This is a genomic window from Parasporobacterium paucivorans DSM 15970, assembly GCF_900141895.1.
Lineage (GTDB): Bacteria > Bacillota > Clostridia > Lachnospirales > Lachnospiraceae > Parasporobacterium > Parasporobacterium paucivorans.
The window spans coordinates 1-15,505 of the sequence record NZ_FQYT01000032.1 but is presented as its reverse complement, the minus strand read 5'-3'; the positions used below and the strand labels follow the sequence as shown (position 1 = coordinate 15,505).

Genomic DNA, 15,505 nt, shown 5'->3' with positions numbered 1-15,505 from the left:
ACCCGTCCGCCACTAAGTCATGCATTCCTTCGTTCCGAAAAACTCCGTCCTGCATGCTTCGTTCGACTTGCATGTGTTAAGCACGCCGCCAGCGTTCATCCTGAGCCAGGATCAAACTCTCGTTAAAAGTTTTTTCCCTTCAGAATCAACTATGGCTGATTCATCCGTTTTTTTATTACTGTTTCTGTTTTGGATACCGCCAACGGACTCCTCCGCTGACGATGTTCGCTGAAAATTTTTGTTTGTCTTTTGAAATTTTCAGGGATGGTTATACTGTTTAGTTATCAATGTTCTTTTGTTCTTGCCGCTTTAAGCAACTTAGGTAGTATACGCTTTATCACTGCTTTTGTCAACAAGTTTTTTGACTTTTTTAATTTTACTTTTCAAAGTCGAACGGAGAAAGAGGGATTTGAACCCTCGCGCCGCGTAAACGACCTACACCCTTAGCAGGGGCGCCTCTTCAGCCTCTTGAGTATTTCTCCTGAATTCTTACATGAAACATATTTATTTTCTTTAATAGTGCAAGAGGAATTGTATCAGACCTGAATATATTTGTCAATTGGTTTTGCAAGATTTTTTAAGCATTTTCTGGCTGCGGTATATTCCAAAGCAATCAAAAACCAAGCGATCCGATATTGTTCGTCCGTCAGCATTCTTTATATAAGAAGACACTATGAATTCCACGGGCAGGCACAGTCCTCAGAATCACGTGAAGCTCCCCTTTCTGACCGCCTTCTTTATTAGGTATCACCCCTGTATTTCACCTGCCTTTTTAGTATGTCAAGTTTACATGAAATCATTATTCCTTTTTTTCAGAACTTATGATATACTGTTACAGCAATATTTCCTGTAATCAGGATAGAATATGGAGAAGTACCCAAGTGGCTGAAGGGTCCGCACTCGAAATGCGGTAGGTCGGCTAAACCGGCGCGAGGGTTCAAATCCCTCTTTCTCCGCTATATATCGAACGGTTTTCCTCAATATGAGGAAGACCGTTTTTTCTTGCTTTCACCCTGTTTCTGGAGTAGACTATACTCATATAAACGTCTCTAAAATCCAACCATCTACGCATTTGCAGGAGGATTTGAATATGGCATATATCGTTGTTATTGGCGGTGCCAACATGGACATTGGCGGACGCTCAGATCATCCATTGATTCAAAAAGACTCCAACCCGGGCAGGGTAACCATGTCTCTGGGCGGCGTCGGAAGAAATATCGCTCATAATTCTGCCCTCCTGGGACTGAATGTCAAGCTGCTGACTGCGCTTGGAGACGATCTAAATGCCCAGAAAATCAAAGACCACTGCAGACAGGTACAAATCGATATATCCAGCTCCATAATTATACCGGATGCGTCCACTTCCACCTATCTTTTTATCAATGACCATGACGGAGATATGGCGCTGGCCCTCTCCGACATGAATATCTACTCTTACATCACATCCGGTTCCTTATCCAGACAAATGGAACTGATAAACGGGGCAGGGCTGGTTATTATCGACACAAACATCCCCGCACAGTCCATTGAATTTTTGTTGGATCACTGCAATGTTCCCGTATTTGCAGACCCTGTGTCCAGGACAAAAGCCGAAAGGCTCCTTCCCGTAATTGGAAAACTTCATACCGTCTGCCCCAATATACTTGAGGCCGAAATTCTTTCCGGAGTGAAGATAAACAACCCGGAGGACATACTTTTGGCTGCCTCCAGGCTTCTCGAATCCGGACTTTCACAGGTTTTCATAACCCGGGGATCGGACGGAGTTTATTGTGCCAATGGCAACGAAACATTTCAGCAACCCACCCTGACCACGAACATTGTGAACGCTACGGGAGCCGGAGACGCCTTTGCCGCTTCACTTGCATTTTCTTTTTTGCGGGGGCTTTCCTTGCAGGAAACCGCCCTGGTAGGTTCAGCCGCCTCCGCTATTGCCCTGGAAAGTACAGAAACCATCAATCCCCTGCTCAGTCTGGACGAAATCAGGAAACGTGTCCCAGTTACCTTTTAAAGGAGGTTTAATTATGAACATAAGTAAATATCTTGATGTATCTGAGGAAGTGTCACTTGCCATAAACGAAAACCGGCCTGTGGTAGCGCTGGAATCCACTATCATTTCTCATGGAATGCCCTATCCCCAGAACGTCGAAACGGCCTTGAACACAGAACAGATTATCCGCAAAAATGGTGCTGTGCCGGCCACCATTGCCATTATTGGCGGCAAATTGAAAGCCGGGCTCTCTCATGATGAGATCGAATATCTCGGAAAAAAAGGGCTTGAAGTCACCAAGGCATCCCGTCGTGACCTACCTTTCCTGCTGGCGAATGGGGAGGATGGCGCCACTACTGTTGCAACCACCATGATAATCGCCGCTCTTGCAGGCATTCAAGTATTCTGCACCGGAGGAATCGGGGGTGTTCATAGGGGTGCTGAGATAACCATGGACATTTCCGCAGATTTGGAGGAACTGTCCATGACACCCGTAATGGTTGTCTGTGCCGGCGCCAAATCCATTCTTGATCTTGGTCTGACTCTGGAATACCTTGAAACGAAGGGCGTCCCTGTAATTGGTTACCAAACGGAAGAGCTTCCCGCCTTCTATACCAGAAAGAGCGGCTTTAAGGTTGACTACCGGATAGACACGCCAGAAATGCTGGCTAAAGTTTTTCATGCAAAAACCGAAACGGGACTGCAGGGCGGTATGCTCGTCACAAATCCCATTCCCGAAAAATTCGCCATGGATTACGATGTCATCAACAATGCAATTGATGCCGCAATCAAAGAGGCCGCACAACACGGTGTCCACGGAAAAGATACAACTCCGTTCCTACTTGCAAAAATCAAGGAACTTACAGGCGGAGACAGTCTGGTTTCCAACATACAGTTGGTATATAACAACGCGCGGCTGGCGTCAAATATAGCCATCGAACTCAGCAAATTGAAATAATACAGCAAAAGAAAGCCCGCCTTCAAATACGGCAATATCTGCGTATTCGAAGGCGGGCTTTTTCATCCGCACTTATCTCTGGCTTTTATTATATGGGATTCCTTCTGCCTTTGGTGCCGCAGATTTTTTGGATGTAAGTATTAGAACAACCATGGTAACAACGTACGGCAGCATCAGATAAATATACTCCTTGCTCTTAACACTGTTAAACTGTGGTATGAACGGTATACTTGAGCTGTAGGATCCAATGATCTTGAAGAAGGCAAAAAATATGGATGCCCCGAGAATCGGCAACGGCTTCCAGTTACCAAATATCATAACCGCCAGAGCCAGGAAACCATATCCGGCTACCATAGACTGGAACCCGGAGCCAGCGGCGACTGTATAGGCCAGACCGCCTATTCCTCCTAGAATTCCTGAAATGAAGACACCTGTATACCTCATTTTGTATACATTAATACCTACCGAATCCGCTGCCTGTGGGTGCTCACCACAGGACCGGAGCCGCAAGCCAAAACGCGTTTTATATAAAACAAAGGCTGTAGCAATTAAAAGAATGACTGCAATCGGTGTCGTGAGATAAAAGTTCTTCAGAACCAATCTTGCGAAGAATCCATCTGTTGATGCCACTCCTCCAAAGGTTGCCTGTGTAATTCTGGTCCATGTCGGAATATAAATGGTGGTCAATCCCTGTCCCTGTACCGCCCAGGTAATAACTATGGCAAGGGCTGGTGCCAGCATATTCAATGCGGTACCTCCTATAGTCTGATCAGCCTTCAGATGGATGGATGCAAATGCCAGAAGTAAGGAAAATACGCCTCCGGCCACAGCCGCGACAAGAATTGCCAGAAACATAAATAGTACAGGATGTGCAACACCCAGGGATTCCGTATTGACTGCCCGCAAGAACAGGCAGCTGGCAAGAGAGCCAATAATCATTATGCCTTCAAGGGCGATGTTGATAATGCCGCTTCGTTCGGAAAACATGCCGCCAAGGGCAACCAGCAGCAGCGGGACGGCAAACATGACCGTAGCGCCTAAAATATCCGCTAATATACTCATTGTTCTCCCTCCTCCCTTTCCTTCTTGCTAATCCATTTCGAAATCAAACCTCGGATCAGAAGAGCAAACGCACTCAGATAGATAATTGCGGCAATGATAATATCAATAATTTCTTTTGCAAATTCCGGCTGGAGAGAATCTCCGCCAACTTGTATATAGGACACAAACATTCCGCTGAAAATGATTCCTACCGGGTTGGATGTTGCCAGCAAAGCTACCGGGATACCGTTGAATCCCATGGCAAGAAGGGATTTGACAATGGTATACTGAGCCGTTCCGCTCAGATAGTATATTCCTCCGGCCAAACCAGCAAGAGCACCCGCTATTACCATGGATAGGACAATATTCTTTTTGGCGTTGATTCCGGCGTATGTGCTCGCATCCCTGTTGTATCCGCAGGCTTTCAGCTCATAGCCGAATGTTGTCTTCTGCATGACGATGTATACTGCCACGGCCATAAGCACCGCAATGAATATGCTGATGTTCATATAGTTTGAATTGAATAGCCCATCGAGACCCATTTTGGGAATGACGGCTGAACGGTTGGCTCTTGTCAGGTTTGCCGTACGGTCGGCATTAGTGGCTCCCCAGTAGTTTGCCAGCATTTTCGGCATATTCGCGAAGCACAGATTTGTCATGAAAAGCCCAATCCAGTTGAACATAATAGATGTAATTACTTCGTTTACGTTAAAGAGAGCTTTGCATATACCCGGAAAAAAGCCCCAGACGGCTCCGCCTGCTGCCGCTCCAATGAGCCCGATATACCATGGCATCTGGAACTGGATTCCCAGAACCAGAGCTACAAACGCTCCTACAGTGTATTGTCCTGTGGCGCCAATGTTAAAGAGTCCTGTTTTGAATGCGAGACCCACGGATAATCCTGTCAGAATAAGGGGCGCCGCCTGATACAGCACTTTTGCAAACTTCTCCGGAGATCCGAATCCGGTTGTAAGAATTTTTACAAACCCTCCCAATGCATAGGTCGGATTGAAGTACAGCAGCAGAAGCAGACCAAGAAGCAGGCCCACGATTATGGAAACGAGGGACCCTATCAGGCTTATGGTTCCTCTCTTCGCTATAAATCCGCGCACTTTGTGCATATCAAGCTCCCTCCTTTGTCAGATCATCCTGCCTTTTGCCGCCGGCCATGTAGAGACCCAACTCCTGTATGGATACTTCCTTCGGATCAAACTCTCCGACAAGCTCCCCTTCAAAAATAACCAAGATCCGGTCGCTGACATTTATAACCTCATCCAGTTCAAGGGAAACCAGCAGCACCCCTTTTCCGGCATTTCTCTGTGCAACCAGCTGCTTGTGAATATATTCGATGGCACCTACATCCAATCCCCTGGTGGGCTGTACGGCTACCAAAAGGTCTGGGTTCTTGTCAATTTCCCTGGCAACGATTGCTTTCTGCTGGTTTCCGCCGGACATGTTCCTGGCAATGGTTATCGGTCCCTGTCCGCTTCTGACATCGTACTGTTCGATAAGCTTAAGAGCATATTCCCGCACTGCATCAGCTTTAATGAATCCCGCATTTTGAAACGCCGGCTGCCAGTACCTCTGTAGAACAAGGTTCTGTTCCAGAGTAAAATCCAGGACAAGTCCGTGTTTGTGTCTGTCCTCCGGTATGTGGCTCAGTCCGGTCTTTGAACGATTGCGGATATTCATACGCGTGATATCCTCACCAAGAAGTTTGATGGTTCCTGCGTTCACCTTCATCAGACCTGTGATGGCCGACACCAGCTCTGTCTGTCCATTCCCGTCAATACCTGCGATACATACTATTTCACCTGCGCGTACTTTAAATGATATGCCCTTTACTGCATTCTTTTTACCGGTTCTGGATGCCACCACCAGCTTTTCAACCGCCAGAATCTCCTTTCCGGTCTCTATCTCTTCTTTGTCGACTTTCAGGCTGATTTTACGACCAACCATCATCATGGAAAGCTTTTCCTTGGTAGTCTCCTTGATATCTACGGTTCCGACATATTTCCCTTTTCTAAGAACCGTGCATCTGTCCGCGACGGCCATTATTTCGTTTAGTTTGTGGGTAATAAAAAGGATGGATTTGCCTTCCTTCGTAAAATTCCGCATAATTTCCAGAAGTTCTTCGATCTCCTGGGGGGTGAGGACTGCAGTAGGCTCATCAAAAATAAGCACGTCATTATCCCTGTAAAGCATTTTCAGAAGCTCTACCCTTTGCTGCATGCCAACGGTTATTTCGGAAACCAATGCATCAGGATCGACCTTCAATCCGTATTTCTCACTCAGGGCAATAACCTTTTCCCTGGCTTCCTGAGTCCGAAGCACGCCCATTTTATTTGGTTCAACTCCAAGTATGATATTGTCCAGAACCGAAAATCGTTCAACCAACATAAAATGCTGATGAACCATACCAATATTTAGGGCATTAGCATCATTCGGGCTGCTGATTTTAACCTCCACACCTTCTTTTTTGATAACGCCTGTATCCGGCTGGTATAATCCGAAGAGTATACTCATCAAGGTAGACTTTCCGGCACCGTTTTCCCCAAGTAATGCATGCACCTCTCCATGCTTCAGCTGCAAGGTAATATCATCATTCGCTTTTATTCCGGGGAACTCCTTGGTGATGTTTATCATCTCAATAATGTATTCACTCATGATTCTTCCCTTTCACTGAACGTCCTAATCAAGAAGAGGCCGGGCTTTTAAGCCCAGCCCCTCAATTGATTGTTTCTTTAGCTCTGGTAATCGACTGCAATGGATACTCCAGGTTTTACATCCGGATTGGATTCATTGGAAATCTCCAGGTCACCGGATTTTATCTTATCAAAAAGTGCTTGATATTCTTCTTTTGTAAATTTCGTAAATCTCCATGAACCTTCCGCTGTCGGGAGACCTACGCAATCTTCTGCGGCGCCAAGATTTGAAGCCTTGCCAAGATATGTGGTTTTTCCGGCATATAGATCAGTTAAGACAAGAACCGTAGAACTCGTAATCGCTTTCATTGCGGAAGTTATGATGGTCTGCGATACTGCAGACTGGTCAACATCAACACCGATAATCTTGCCACCTGCTGCCTCCGCGGCTGCCACTGCTGAGAGATAGATTCCACCGCCACAGGCGAATACAACTTCTGTTCCGTCTGTATACCATCCAGCCATTTTTGTCTGAATATCATCCGTTGGTGCGAATCCGCCACAATACCAGTATTTGATTTGGATTTGATCTGTAATTCCCATTTCTTTAGCGGCTGCATCTGCTCCCAGGATATATCCATAACCATAACGAATTACCGCTGGAAATGCCATTCCTCCCAGGAATCCTAATTTTGTATACCCTTCTTTAACCGCTGCATAGCCGGCAAGATAGCCTGCCTGCTCTTCATGATAATTAATCAGGGCAACATTCTTACCAACCGCAACCGTTTCGTCATTGGCATTGACCATGTCCCCTGTTGTTACGTCTATTCCTATAAATTTGACTTCCGGATATTCATCCTGTACCACGGCAAGTGCCTCTCCAAAAAGATATCCAGGACACACAATCGTCTTTGCACCTTTAGTAACAGCACTGCGGATTGATTCGATACGTGCTTCGTTAGAATCCTCTGATGGACGATAGTATGCATAAGTCAGGTTATTGTCTTCAGCAAACTTCTTTACGCCTTCCCAGGCTCCCTGGTTGAAGGACTGATCGTCAATGTTTCCGACATCTGTTACCAGGGCAATTTCATAAGTACCCGCTGCTCCGGTCGTTTCATCTGTCCCACTTCCGCCGCAGCCTGTCAAAATCACGCCGCCAACCATTAAGATTGCAAGTGTCAAAGCCAAAATCTTTTTCATATTATCTCCTCCTATTATTTTTTATTCCTTGATAATAATTATATCCCCTTTTTATCCAAAGTACAACTTTTTTCCTTTGCAGGACAAAGCTCAGTTCTGCATGCAGGCCCCCGAAAAGGCAAGCGGAAGCAGGTCCTTCAGTTTATATTCTTCATGGATATTGTCGGGTTTTACGATAATGATCCGGAAGGTTTCCGGATCGCAGAATTCCGCCATGACCTGACGGCAGACTCCGCACGGAGGGAAGCTTCCCTCAATCTCGGCACCCTTTCCTCCCGCTACGGCTATGGCTTCAAATTCATGCTCCCCTTCGCTGACGGCCTTGAAAATGGCCGTGCGTTCTGCGCAGTTGGTGGGTGAATAGGCGGCATTCTCGATATTGCATCCCTGATAGACCTTGCCGGATTTGGTAAGCAGAGCTGCCCCGACCGTATATCCGGAATAAGGCGCATATGCATTTCCCCTTGCCTCCAGGGCAAGCTTAGCCAGTTCGTTGGTATCCATAAAAACACCTCCTCAGATCAGATTTTGCTGTTTTACAATTTTGATGATCCGGCTGGTTCCAAGCCTGCTTGCTCCCAGGCTGATGAACTCCACTGCATCCTCCAGAGAGGATATTCCGCCGGATGCTTTGATTTTTTTGCCGTTCGATACATGCCGGCTGAACAGGGCAACATCCTCTTTTGTGGCCCCCCCGGTGGAGAACCCAGTAGAAGTCTTTATATATTCAGCCTTCGACAGAGATATTATTTCACACATCCTGATTTTCTCTTCGTCCGTCAGCAGACAGGTCTCTACAATTACCTTCAGGAGCCGTCCTCTGCAGGATTCCTTAACTGCATTGATTTCTTCCAGGATGTGGTCAAATTTCTTTTCTTTTACCCAGCCGATATTAATCACCATATCTATTTCCACGGCTCCGTTGTCAACGGCATCGCCGGCCTCAAGACACTTGATCTTCGTGGTTGAATAACCGTTAGGGAAGCCGATTACGGTGCAAATGGGGAGCTTTCCCTTCACATGGTCTGCAGCCTGTTTCACAAGTGACGCCGGTATACACACGGAAGCAGCACCATATTTCATTCCGTCTTCACAAATTTCCTTTATTTCGTCCCATGTTGCCGTCTGCGCCAGAAGAGTATGATCCACTTTTCCAAGCAGTTCTTTAATGTCCCTCGTATCCATCTGCAGTCCTCCCTCTTTTAACTTTTCTTGATAAATTCTGTGCCGCATTTCGGGCATTTTATCTTGATCCTGCCTTTTCCCTTAGGCACCCTGATTTTTTGCTTGCAGGAGGGACAGGTGAAGATCCTCTGGTTCTTTCTGTTGCCGGATCCCGGCCTTGAACCGCCTTTAAAAAACCCTTTTACTTTATTGTAATATCTCAAAAATCCTTCGTTTTCCCTGTATCTTTGTGGGTGATTTTTTGAAAAAGCCCGAAGATAAGATACGAATATCAAAACAAGGGCTACTGAATATATCCCGTTATTTGGTAAGAAAATCGTAATTATCCAGAGTGCGATTCCCACGCCGATCAAAAATTTCGACAGCTGGTCCATTCCGTGTCTTCCTTGCATAAAACGCATAAATTTTTCTCTCATTATTTGCTTTCTGTCTCCTTTTCTTCCAAAAGGGTATTGTACACTTCCCTTTTTGGTATCCCCCGGTCTTTTGCAACCAGTTTCATGGCTTCCTTTTTTTCGATGTTTTGTTCTATATAGAACTGAAAATGTTCTTCTATAGTTTTCTCTTCCCAGGACTTTCTCTCTTCTGCTTCCATCTCAGAAAAGCTTCTGCCTTCCATAACAAGAACAAACTCACCTTTCGCCTCATGATTCTTGTATTTGTCCACCGCTTCGGCCAGAGTAGTTCTCTCTATCTGTTCAAACTTCTTGGTCAGTTCCCTGCACAGGGATATATTTCTGTCTCCAAGCACCTGCAGAATCTCCTGCAGGGTTTTTTCCAGCCTGTGGGGTGCTTCATAAAATATTACCGTTCTCGTTTCGGTTTTGAGTTCTTCCAGTATTTTGGAGCGAAGCTTTTTATCCGATGGCAGGAATGCCTCAAAACAGAATCGCCCTGTTTTCTGACCGGACCCGGAAAGTGCCGTAATACAGGCACTTGCTCCCGGGAGGGAAGTCACAGGTATCCCCTCCTCATGGCAGAGTCTTACCAGCTCTTCACCGGGATCGGAAATCCCCGGTGTTCCTGCGTCCGTGATGAGGGCGATATTCATTCCTTCGTGCAGACGATCAACAAGAGATCTTGCTTTGCTGACCTTATTGAATTCGTGATAACTCGTCATGGGGGTCTTTATCTCGAAGTGGTTCAGCAGCTTTATGCTGTGCCGGGTATCCTCTGCCGCAATCAGATCTGCTTCTTTCAAAATCCTGAGCACCCTTAATGTTATGTCTTCCAGATTTCCGATGGGGGTTGCACACAGGTATAGTGTTCCGTTCATTTTGTCTCCTTTGTCAATATCCGTATATGGAATAGATTTCCTGCATATATTCGCCGGGAGCCCTATATACTATCAGGGGTTTTTCCACTTTTAACATGGGGCGCCCCCCTTTTACCGCTTCAATCAAAACCATGTTCGCTTCCCTGTCCGCAAAGGGATGTACCATTTTCATCCTTTTGGGCTCCAGACCATGCTTTGTCAGGGCGGTAATGATCTCAATAAGCCTTTGAGGTCTGTGAACCATGTAGAAACGGCCTCCCGGTCTTAGCAGTGCCGAGGCCTCCCGCACCAGATCTTCCAGGGAGCACAGGAGTTCATGACGGGCGATCGCCTTCGGCTCATCAGGGTTCTTCAGACCATGATTGCTCTTCATGTAAGGCGGATTGGATGTAACAACATCGAAAGAGGCCCTTCCAAATATTCTGGAGGCCTCCTTGATATCACCCGTGACGATCTCTACCTTATGCTGTAAGTTGTTGTATTCCACACTGCGGGATGCCATGTCTGCACTGTCTTTTTGTATTTCCAATCCGGTAAAATGACGGCCTTCTGTCTTGGCCTCCAGAAGAATCGGGATTATCCCGGTTCCCGTCCCCAGATCCAGGACCTTCTCCCCCGGCTTAACCAGAACAAAGCCGGACAGGAGTACGGCATCCATCCCAAAGCAGAATTTTCCGGAATTTTGAATTATCTTATACCCGTTGCGGTTTAAATCATCCAACCGTTCACCAGGTTGCAAATCAATCTTCAAGTTTGGATTTTCCTTCTTTCTTTTCAAGCGCTTCTAATTCTTTTAATTCCCTGTCTTTGATTTTGGGGGCATCCTTTTTTGGTTTTTTCTTGAACTTCAGCTGTTCCACTTTATATTCCCTGACTTCCTTTTCGTCACCGTTTTCCACAATGACTTTTACTAGCTGGCGGATTACGTTGACGCTCTTCACATCTCCCTTGAGGGAATCAAATGTCGTAACCCTGTCCCCGATATCCGGCAGACGGGTCGTCAGGTGTTCATATGTCTCTTCTTCGTTTTTCAGACAGCACATGAGCCTCCCGCACACACCGGAAATCTTGGCCGGATTCAGGGAAAGGTTCTGGTCTTTTGCCATTTTTATAGAGACCGGGGTGAATTCCGAAAGATATGAATGGCAGCAAAGAGGTCTTCCGCATACGCTGTATCCCCCTATGGACTTTGTTTCGTCCCTGACCCCGATCTGCCTTAACTCGATCCTGGTCTTAAACACGGATGCCAGGTCTTTTACCAGATCCCTGAAATCAATTCTGCCGTCTGCTGTGAAGTAAAATAAAACCTTGTTATTATCAAATGTGTACTCCACATCAATAAGCTTCATTTCCAGATTGTGTTTGCTGATTTTTTCCAGGCATACATCGAATGCTTTCTTCTCTTTTTCCCGGTTCTCCATCTCTTTTATGTCATCTTCCGGAGTGGCTATGCGCATGACCGGCTTCAGTGGCTGGAATATCTTCTCATCTTCCATTTCCCTTACGCCAAGTACGACTTTTCCATATTCGACCCCTCTGATTGTTTCAACTATCACGTGCTGATTCTTTTTTATGTCCAGACCCAGAGGATCGAAATAATAAATCTTTCCCGCTTTCCTGAATCTTACTCCTATAACTTTTGTCATATATACCTCTCTATCTGATTTATACTATGTAATGTTTTCTTTTACTGCAAGAAGAAGCAGTTCCATGGTCAGTTCAAAGTTGACGTTTGCCCTAAGCCGGTTCCTGGCCTTGTCAACAGACTCCAGAATCATTTCCAGGCCGGAATAGGACGCTTTGGAAGCCTGCGCACTTATATATCTGTATTCATCCTTAAAAATCAGCTCGTTCAAATCGTTCGTGACCTTGAACAGAAGCACATCCCTGAACCAGATCATTATAATATCTATACAGTCATTGATACTGTTTTTGTACTCACTGAAATTTTTGGCCGCCAATGTTATTTCATGTACGTCCATTTCCATTATCCGGCGCAGCACTCCCACCGAAAATTCCTTCATGCCATTAAATGCCTCTGAAGAAGCAATTTCCATTGCTTTTCCTGCATTGCCTCCGGAAAAGGATACGATTACCTCTGCCTCGCCCCTGGAAATACCTGTCTGTTTGATGAGATGCTCCTTCAAAAGTTCGTTCTCCACGGGCTGCATCTTTAAAGAAACGCATCTGGAAACAATTGTAGGAAGAAGAATATCCGGATTTGTGGTAAGCAGAAAAATGACCGCATAAGCCGGTGGTTCCTCGATTGTCTTCAGCAGGGAATTCTGAGCCTGGACGGTCAGCTTTTCCGCTTCATCTATTATGTAGATTTTGTATTTTCCTTCGTATGGCTTGATTTCTATTGTACTGTTGAGCTGTCTTCTTATTTCCTCGACACCGATGCTTCCCGGTTTTTCATGGCTCACCCAAAGGATATCCGGATGATTGCCTGATTCAACACGGCCGCATTCACGGCATTCCATACACGGTCTGTCTCCATTCCCTTCACAAAGCAATGCCATCGCAAATAAAGAGGCGATGAGCTTCTTTCCCATTCCTTTTTCGCCGCTGATAATATATGCATGGGAAACTTTATCTGTTTTGACTGTATTTCTGATATGGGAAATTATCTCCTTATTTCCAAGTACATCATTAAATCCTGGCATTGGACGCTCCTCTTTTCCGTGCATTCATTATATCATATGACTTATCGTTTATAAAGAAGAATATCCCTGGCGATTTCCTCGGCACAGGCGTCTATGTCTTTGTTTTCATATCTTTTCACTATGTCCGCCTGCCTGATTTTCTCTTCAGAGAAATCTTCTTCATCTGCCAGAAAACGTCTGCACACCTCTGCGAGGGCGGGCTTTTTTTGGATTTTCTCTCTCTGGATGGCCCTTTCCAGCCTGAGAGCGTCATCCACCTCGATGTAAATCGGCCGCACTCTCACTTCTCCGAAAAACTCCCGTAGCTTCATATAGGATTCCAGAGTACCAATCATCAGGTACTCGCCCTCTTCCTCCCCTATGTGTCCGTCATCCGCTGTAAAATAATACCATATTCCATGAATTGTCGGATAGGATCGTATCTCAATGATTTTCCCGGCCGACTCCAACTCCCTCATCGTTTTTTCATCCACAAAATGGTATTCTCTTCCATCAACTTCGTTCTTTCGGATCGGCCTGGTGGTATATCCTGTAAGGGTCTTCAGATTCAACTTCTTGTCAGCCATAAGCCGGCTGAAAATTGTATCCTTCCCCGTTGAACTCTTCCCCAATAGATAATAAATAACAGACATATTTACTCTCCGTTCGTTTTTTCTTTCTCTCTTGCAATCTTGATTTCTATGGTTGAACCATGTTCCGGACCCAGCAGCTTTATACCGGAAGCCCTATATCTTCGGAAGAGCTCCACAACCCCAGGGGTTATCCTCTCTCCCGGCACCAGAATGGGTATTCCCGGCGGGTAAGCATAAACATAATCCGCCGATATAAGCCCTTCCGCATTATCCAGTTTTCTCGTATCTGTCATTCCATCAAGAGCTTTCTTTATTGAGTATATCTGTTCCGCCTCAAAAGTACAAATTCCCGATGAAGAGGCTTCCCGGATATTTTCTCCAAGCCCCGCATCAATCCGCACCAGCGCTTCATATAGCCTTTCGAACCCTTCCTCCTTGTCCAGACAGGATGTGAGCGCAAGGGCATAGTCGGTCGAAGCCATCTCCATCTGGATATTATATTTATCCCGCAGCAGATCGCTAAGTTCCGTACCCGTCATACCGGTCCCCCTTACGGAAAGCAGGATCTTGGAAGGATCATAGGCGAAGCTCTGCTCGCCATCAAATAATCGGATATTCTTCAGCTCTTTTATCTTGCTTCTGTATTTCAGCAATGTGTCCGAATACTTGTCAAACAGAGGTTTTCCCTCCTGGGACATCATCCGGATGCACCTGTCTATTCCTGCCATAAGCAGATAAGATGGACTGCTTGTCTGATAAATGGACAAAAAACGCTCCAGCAGAAAATGCGGTACTCTGCTGCCACAGACATGCAGCACGGCGGTCTGGGTAAAAGACGGAAGTGTCTTGTGGAGGCTTTGGACGACCAGATCCGCCCCCAGAGCAACCGACGAAACAGGGAACGCCTCATGCATGCCAAAGTGTGCGCCATGGGCTTCATCCACAATCAGAACGGCCCCATGGGAATGAACGGCGGCCGCGATAGCCATAATGTCGCTGACAACCCCTTCATAGGTGGGGGACGTGATGACAACCGTACCAATATCTGGATGTTCCTCGAGAGCTTCCAAGACCTGTCCTGAACGGATTCCTGCCTGAATTCCAGCGGCATCAATGCTGTCGGGATATACGTACACCGGTTCCAGGTCCCTCAAATACAGAGCATTGTATACAGATTTGTGACTGTTCCTGGCAACCAGAATTTTTCTGTTATCCACAGTTGCGGCTGAAATGGAGGCCAATATTCCACAGGTGCTTCCATTGACAAGGAAGTAGGTTTTATCCGTTTTATAAAATCGGGCCGCTTCTTCCATACTTTCCTTTAGTATACCCTCCGGATTATGAAGATTGTCAAAGCCTTCTATCTCTGTAATGTCAATTTTATAAGGATTCACAAAATCCATTTTCTGAACGTTTCTTTTGTGACCGGGCATGTGGAATGGATACATTTCACTTGATGCATAGTCATTCAACTCATCGTATAGGTTTCTCATGGCAACAACCTCATTTTTTATTCTCCGTCTTAGCTTACCATATCCGTATTTCTTGTCAACAGATTACAGACGGAGGCCTGGCGCTGCCAAGGCGGAATATAATGGTCTGGTCCGCATGTTTTTGAATCGAGTAGGAGGCTAGTCATTAGTTGACTAGCCGACCTCTCACACCACCGTGCGTACCGTTCGGTACACGGCGGTTCTCTAGTTTTCACATATTTTCAGATATTGCTCCGTGAGTGTTATATATCCCAACTCACGGAGTCTTTTGTTGTTAAATGCGGTTTGTAGCACAAAATATCCACTACAATACCAGTTTCCATTTCGCATATTGGCACAGATCCATGCTTTTTCTTCTTCCACATCTAACTTCTTAAGGTTACTAAATCTCGTTTTGACTTTCTTCCATTGCTTCCAATAAATGCACCTAATTCTATGACGTAACCATTCATCCGTACTCCTTAGCGATTGTTTCA

The 15,505-nt window shown here is 45.8% G+C and carries 15 protein-coding genes, 2 tRNA genes and 1 rRNA gene; 3 read left to right on the top strand and 15 right to left on the bottom strand.

The features are described from left to right. Both BUA79_RS11610 and BUA79_RS11605 read right to left on the bottom strand, forming a co-directional pair. Positions 1-127: ribosomal RNA gene (locus tag BUA79_RS11610) — 16S ribosomal RNA — on the bottom strand; the annotation flags it as partial. Between the two features lie 267 nt (positions 128-394). Next, positions 395-482 (bottom strand) — tRNA-Ser (locus tag BUA79_RS11605). Positions 483-867: 385 nt separating this feature from the next. Here BUA79_RS11605 and BUA79_RS11600 point away from each other — a divergent pair. The 3 genes from BUA79_RS11600 (at position 868) to BUA79_RS11590 (ending at position 2,945) form a co-directional block, all read left to right on the top strand. Beyond that, a tRNA-Ser gene (locus BUA79_RS11600) sits at positions 868-956 on the top strand. 134 nt (positions 957-1,090) lie between these two features. Then, the gene (locus tag BUA79_RS11595; RefSeq protein WP_073994586.1) at positions 1,091-2,008 is read left to right on the top strand and encodes a carbohydrate kinase family protein; all 918 of its coding nucleotides are present in this window, start codon (positions 1,091-1,093) and stop codon (positions 2,006-2,008) included. A 13-nt stretch (positions 2,009-2,021) separates the two neighbouring features. Next, complete coding sequence (locus BUA79_RS11590; protein WP_073994585.1) at positions 2,022-2,945, top strand: pseudouridine-5'-phosphate glycosidase; 924 nt, start codon at positions 2,022-2,024, stop codon at positions 2,943-2,945. A gap of 72 nt (positions 2,946-3,017) precedes the next feature. Here the strand turns inward: BUA79_RS11590 and BUA79_RS11585 are convergent, their stop codons facing one another. The 13 genes from BUA79_RS11585 to BUA79_RS11525 form a co-directional block, all read right to left on the bottom strand. After that, positions 3,018-4,007, bottom strand: a complete 990-nt coding sequence (locus tag BUA79_RS11585) for an ABC transporter permease (RefSeq protein WP_073994584.1) — start codon at positions 4,005-4,007, stop codon at positions 3,018-3,020. Then, a complete protein-coding gene (locus tag BUA79_RS11580; RefSeq protein WP_073994583.1) occupies positions 4,004-5,107 on the bottom strand; it encodes an ABC transporter permease in 1,104 nt (367 codons plus the stop codon). The genes BUA79_RS11585 and BUA79_RS11580 overlap by 4 nt, the downstream gene beginning before the upstream one ends. Position 5,108: 1 nt before the next feature. Beyond that, positions 5,109-6,653, bottom strand: a complete 1,545-nt coding sequence (locus tag BUA79_RS11575) for an ABC transporter ATP-binding protein (protein WP_073994582.1) — start codon at positions 6,651-6,653, stop codon at positions 5,109-5,111. A gap of 77 nt (positions 6,654-6,730) precedes the next feature. Further along, positions 6,731-7,837, bottom strand: coding sequence for a BMP family lipoprotein (locus BUA79_RS11570; protein ID WP_073994581.1), 1,107 nt, complete (start codon positions 7,835-7,837; stop codon positions 6,731-6,733). A gap of 90 nt (positions 7,838-7,927) precedes the next feature. Then, complete coding sequence (locus BUA79_RS11565) at positions 7,928-8,341, bottom strand: cytidine deaminase (RefSeq protein ID WP_073994580.1); 414 nt, start codon at positions 8,339-8,341, stop codon at positions 7,928-7,930. Between the two features lie 12 nt (positions 8,342-8,353). Continuing rightward, on the bottom strand, positions 8,354-9,022 hold the full coding sequence (gene deoC, locus BUA79_RS11560) for a deoxyribose-phosphate aldolase (RefSeq protein WP_073994579.1): 669 nt from the start codon (positions 9,020-9,022) through the stop codon (positions 8,354-8,356). A 17-nt stretch (positions 9,023-9,039) separates the two neighbouring features. Next, positions 9,040-9,438, bottom strand: coding sequence for a zinc ribbon domain-containing protein (locus BUA79_RS11555; RefSeq protein ID WP_073994578.1), 399 nt, complete (start codon positions 9,436-9,438; stop codon positions 9,040-9,042). Next, entirely contained in the window at positions 9,438-10,298 is an 861-nt protein-coding gene (rsmI, locus tag BUA79_RS11550) for a 16S rRNA (cytidine(1402)-2'-O)-methyltransferase (RefSeq protein ID WP_073994577.1), read from the bottom strand. The genes BUA79_RS11555 and rsmI overlap by 1 nt, the downstream gene beginning before the upstream one ends. A gap of 13 nt (positions 10,299-10,311) precedes the next feature. Continuing rightward, positions 10,312-11,049, bottom strand: a complete 738-nt coding sequence (locus BUA79_RS11545; protein WP_073994576.1) for a tRNA1(Val) (adenine(37)-N6)-methyltransferase — start codon at positions 11,047-11,049, stop codon at positions 10,312-10,314. After that, positions 11,039-11,944: a PSP1 domain-containing protein gene (locus BUA79_RS11540; RefSeq protein WP_073994575.1), complete on the bottom strand. Its 906-nt coding sequence runs from the start codon at positions 11,942-11,944 to the stop codon at positions 11,039-11,041. The genes BUA79_RS11545 and BUA79_RS11540 overlap by 11 nt, the downstream gene beginning before the upstream one ends. A gap of 24 nt (positions 11,945-11,968) precedes the next feature. Beyond that, complete coding sequence (holB, locus tag BUA79_RS11535; RefSeq protein WP_073994574.1) at positions 11,969-12,964, bottom strand: DNA polymerase III subunit delta'; 996 nt, start codon at positions 12,962-12,964, stop codon at positions 11,969-11,971. 41 nt (positions 12,965-13,005) lie between these two features. After that, positions 13,006-13,596: a nucleoside/nucleotide kinase family protein gene (locus tag BUA79_RS11530; RefSeq protein WP_073994573.1), complete on the bottom strand. Its 591-nt coding sequence runs from the start codon at positions 13,594-13,596 to the stop codon at positions 13,006-13,008. Between the two features lie 2 nt (positions 13,597-13,598). Beyond that, positions 13,599-15,029 carry an aminotransferase class I/II-fold pyridoxal phosphate-dependent enzyme gene (locus BUA79_RS11525; protein ID WP_073994572.1) on the bottom strand — a complete coding sequence of 477 codons (1,431 nt, stop codon included), beginning with the start codon at positions 15,027-15,029 and terminating at the stop codon, positions 13,599-13,601. Positions 15,030-15,505 lie beyond the last annotated feature (476 nt).

Bases quoted from the DNA above. Each gene is read 5' to 3' on its own strand.
- BUA79_RS11580 (WP_073994583.1), bottom strand. From the start codon at position 5,107: ATGCACAAAGTGCGCGGATTTATAGCGAAGAGAGGAACCATAAGCCTG.
- holB (WP_073994574.1), bottom strand. From the start codon at position 12,964: ATGCCAGGATTTAATGATGTACTTGGAAATAAGGAGATAATTTCCCAT.
- BUA79_RS11570 (WP_073994581.1), bottom strand. From the start codon at position 7,837: ATGAAAAAGATTTTGGCTTTGACACTTGCAATCTTAATGGTTGGCGGC.
- BUA79_RS11555 (WP_073994578.1), bottom strand. From the start codon at position 9,438: ATGAGAGAAAAATTTATGCGTTTTATGCAAGGAAGACACGGAATGGAC.
- deoC (WP_073994579.1), bottom strand. From the start codon at position 9,022: ATGGATACGAGGGACATTAAAGAACTGCTTGGAAAAGTGGATCATACT.
- BUA79_RS11530 (WP_073994573.1), bottom strand. From the start codon at position 13,596: ATGTCTGTTATTTATTATCTATTGGGGAAGAGTTCAACGGGGAAGGAT.
- rsmI (WP_073994577.1), bottom strand. From the start codon at position 10,298: ATGAACGGAACACTATACCTGTGTGCAACCCCCATCGGAAATCTGGAA.
- BUA79_RS11540 (WP_073994575.1), bottom strand. From the start codon at position 11,944: ATGACAAAAGTTATAGGAGTAAGATTCAGGAAAGCGGGAAAGATTTAT.
- BUA79_RS11565 (WP_073994580.1), bottom strand. From the start codon at position 8,341: ATGGATACCAACGAACTGGCTAAGCTTGCCCTGGAGGCAAGGGGAAAT.
- BUA79_RS11590 (WP_073994585.1), top strand. From the start codon at position 2,022: ATGAACATAAGTAAATATCTTGATGTATCTGAGGAAGTGTCACTTGCC.
- BUA79_RS11595 (WP_073994586.1), top strand. From the start codon at position 1,091: ATGGCATATATCGTTGTTATTGGCGGTGCCAACATGGACATTGGCGGA.
- BUA79_RS11575 (WP_073994582.1), bottom strand. From the start codon at position 6,653: ATGAGTGAATACATTATTGAGATGATAAACATCACCAAGGAGTTCCCC.
- BUA79_RS11525 (WP_073994572.1), bottom strand. From the start codon at position 15,029: ATGAGAAACCTATACGATGAGTTGAATGACTATGCATCAAGTGAAATG.
- BUA79_RS11585 (WP_073994584.1), bottom strand. From the start codon at position 4,007: ATGAGTATATTAGCGGATATTTTAGGCGCTACGGTCATGTTTGCCGTC.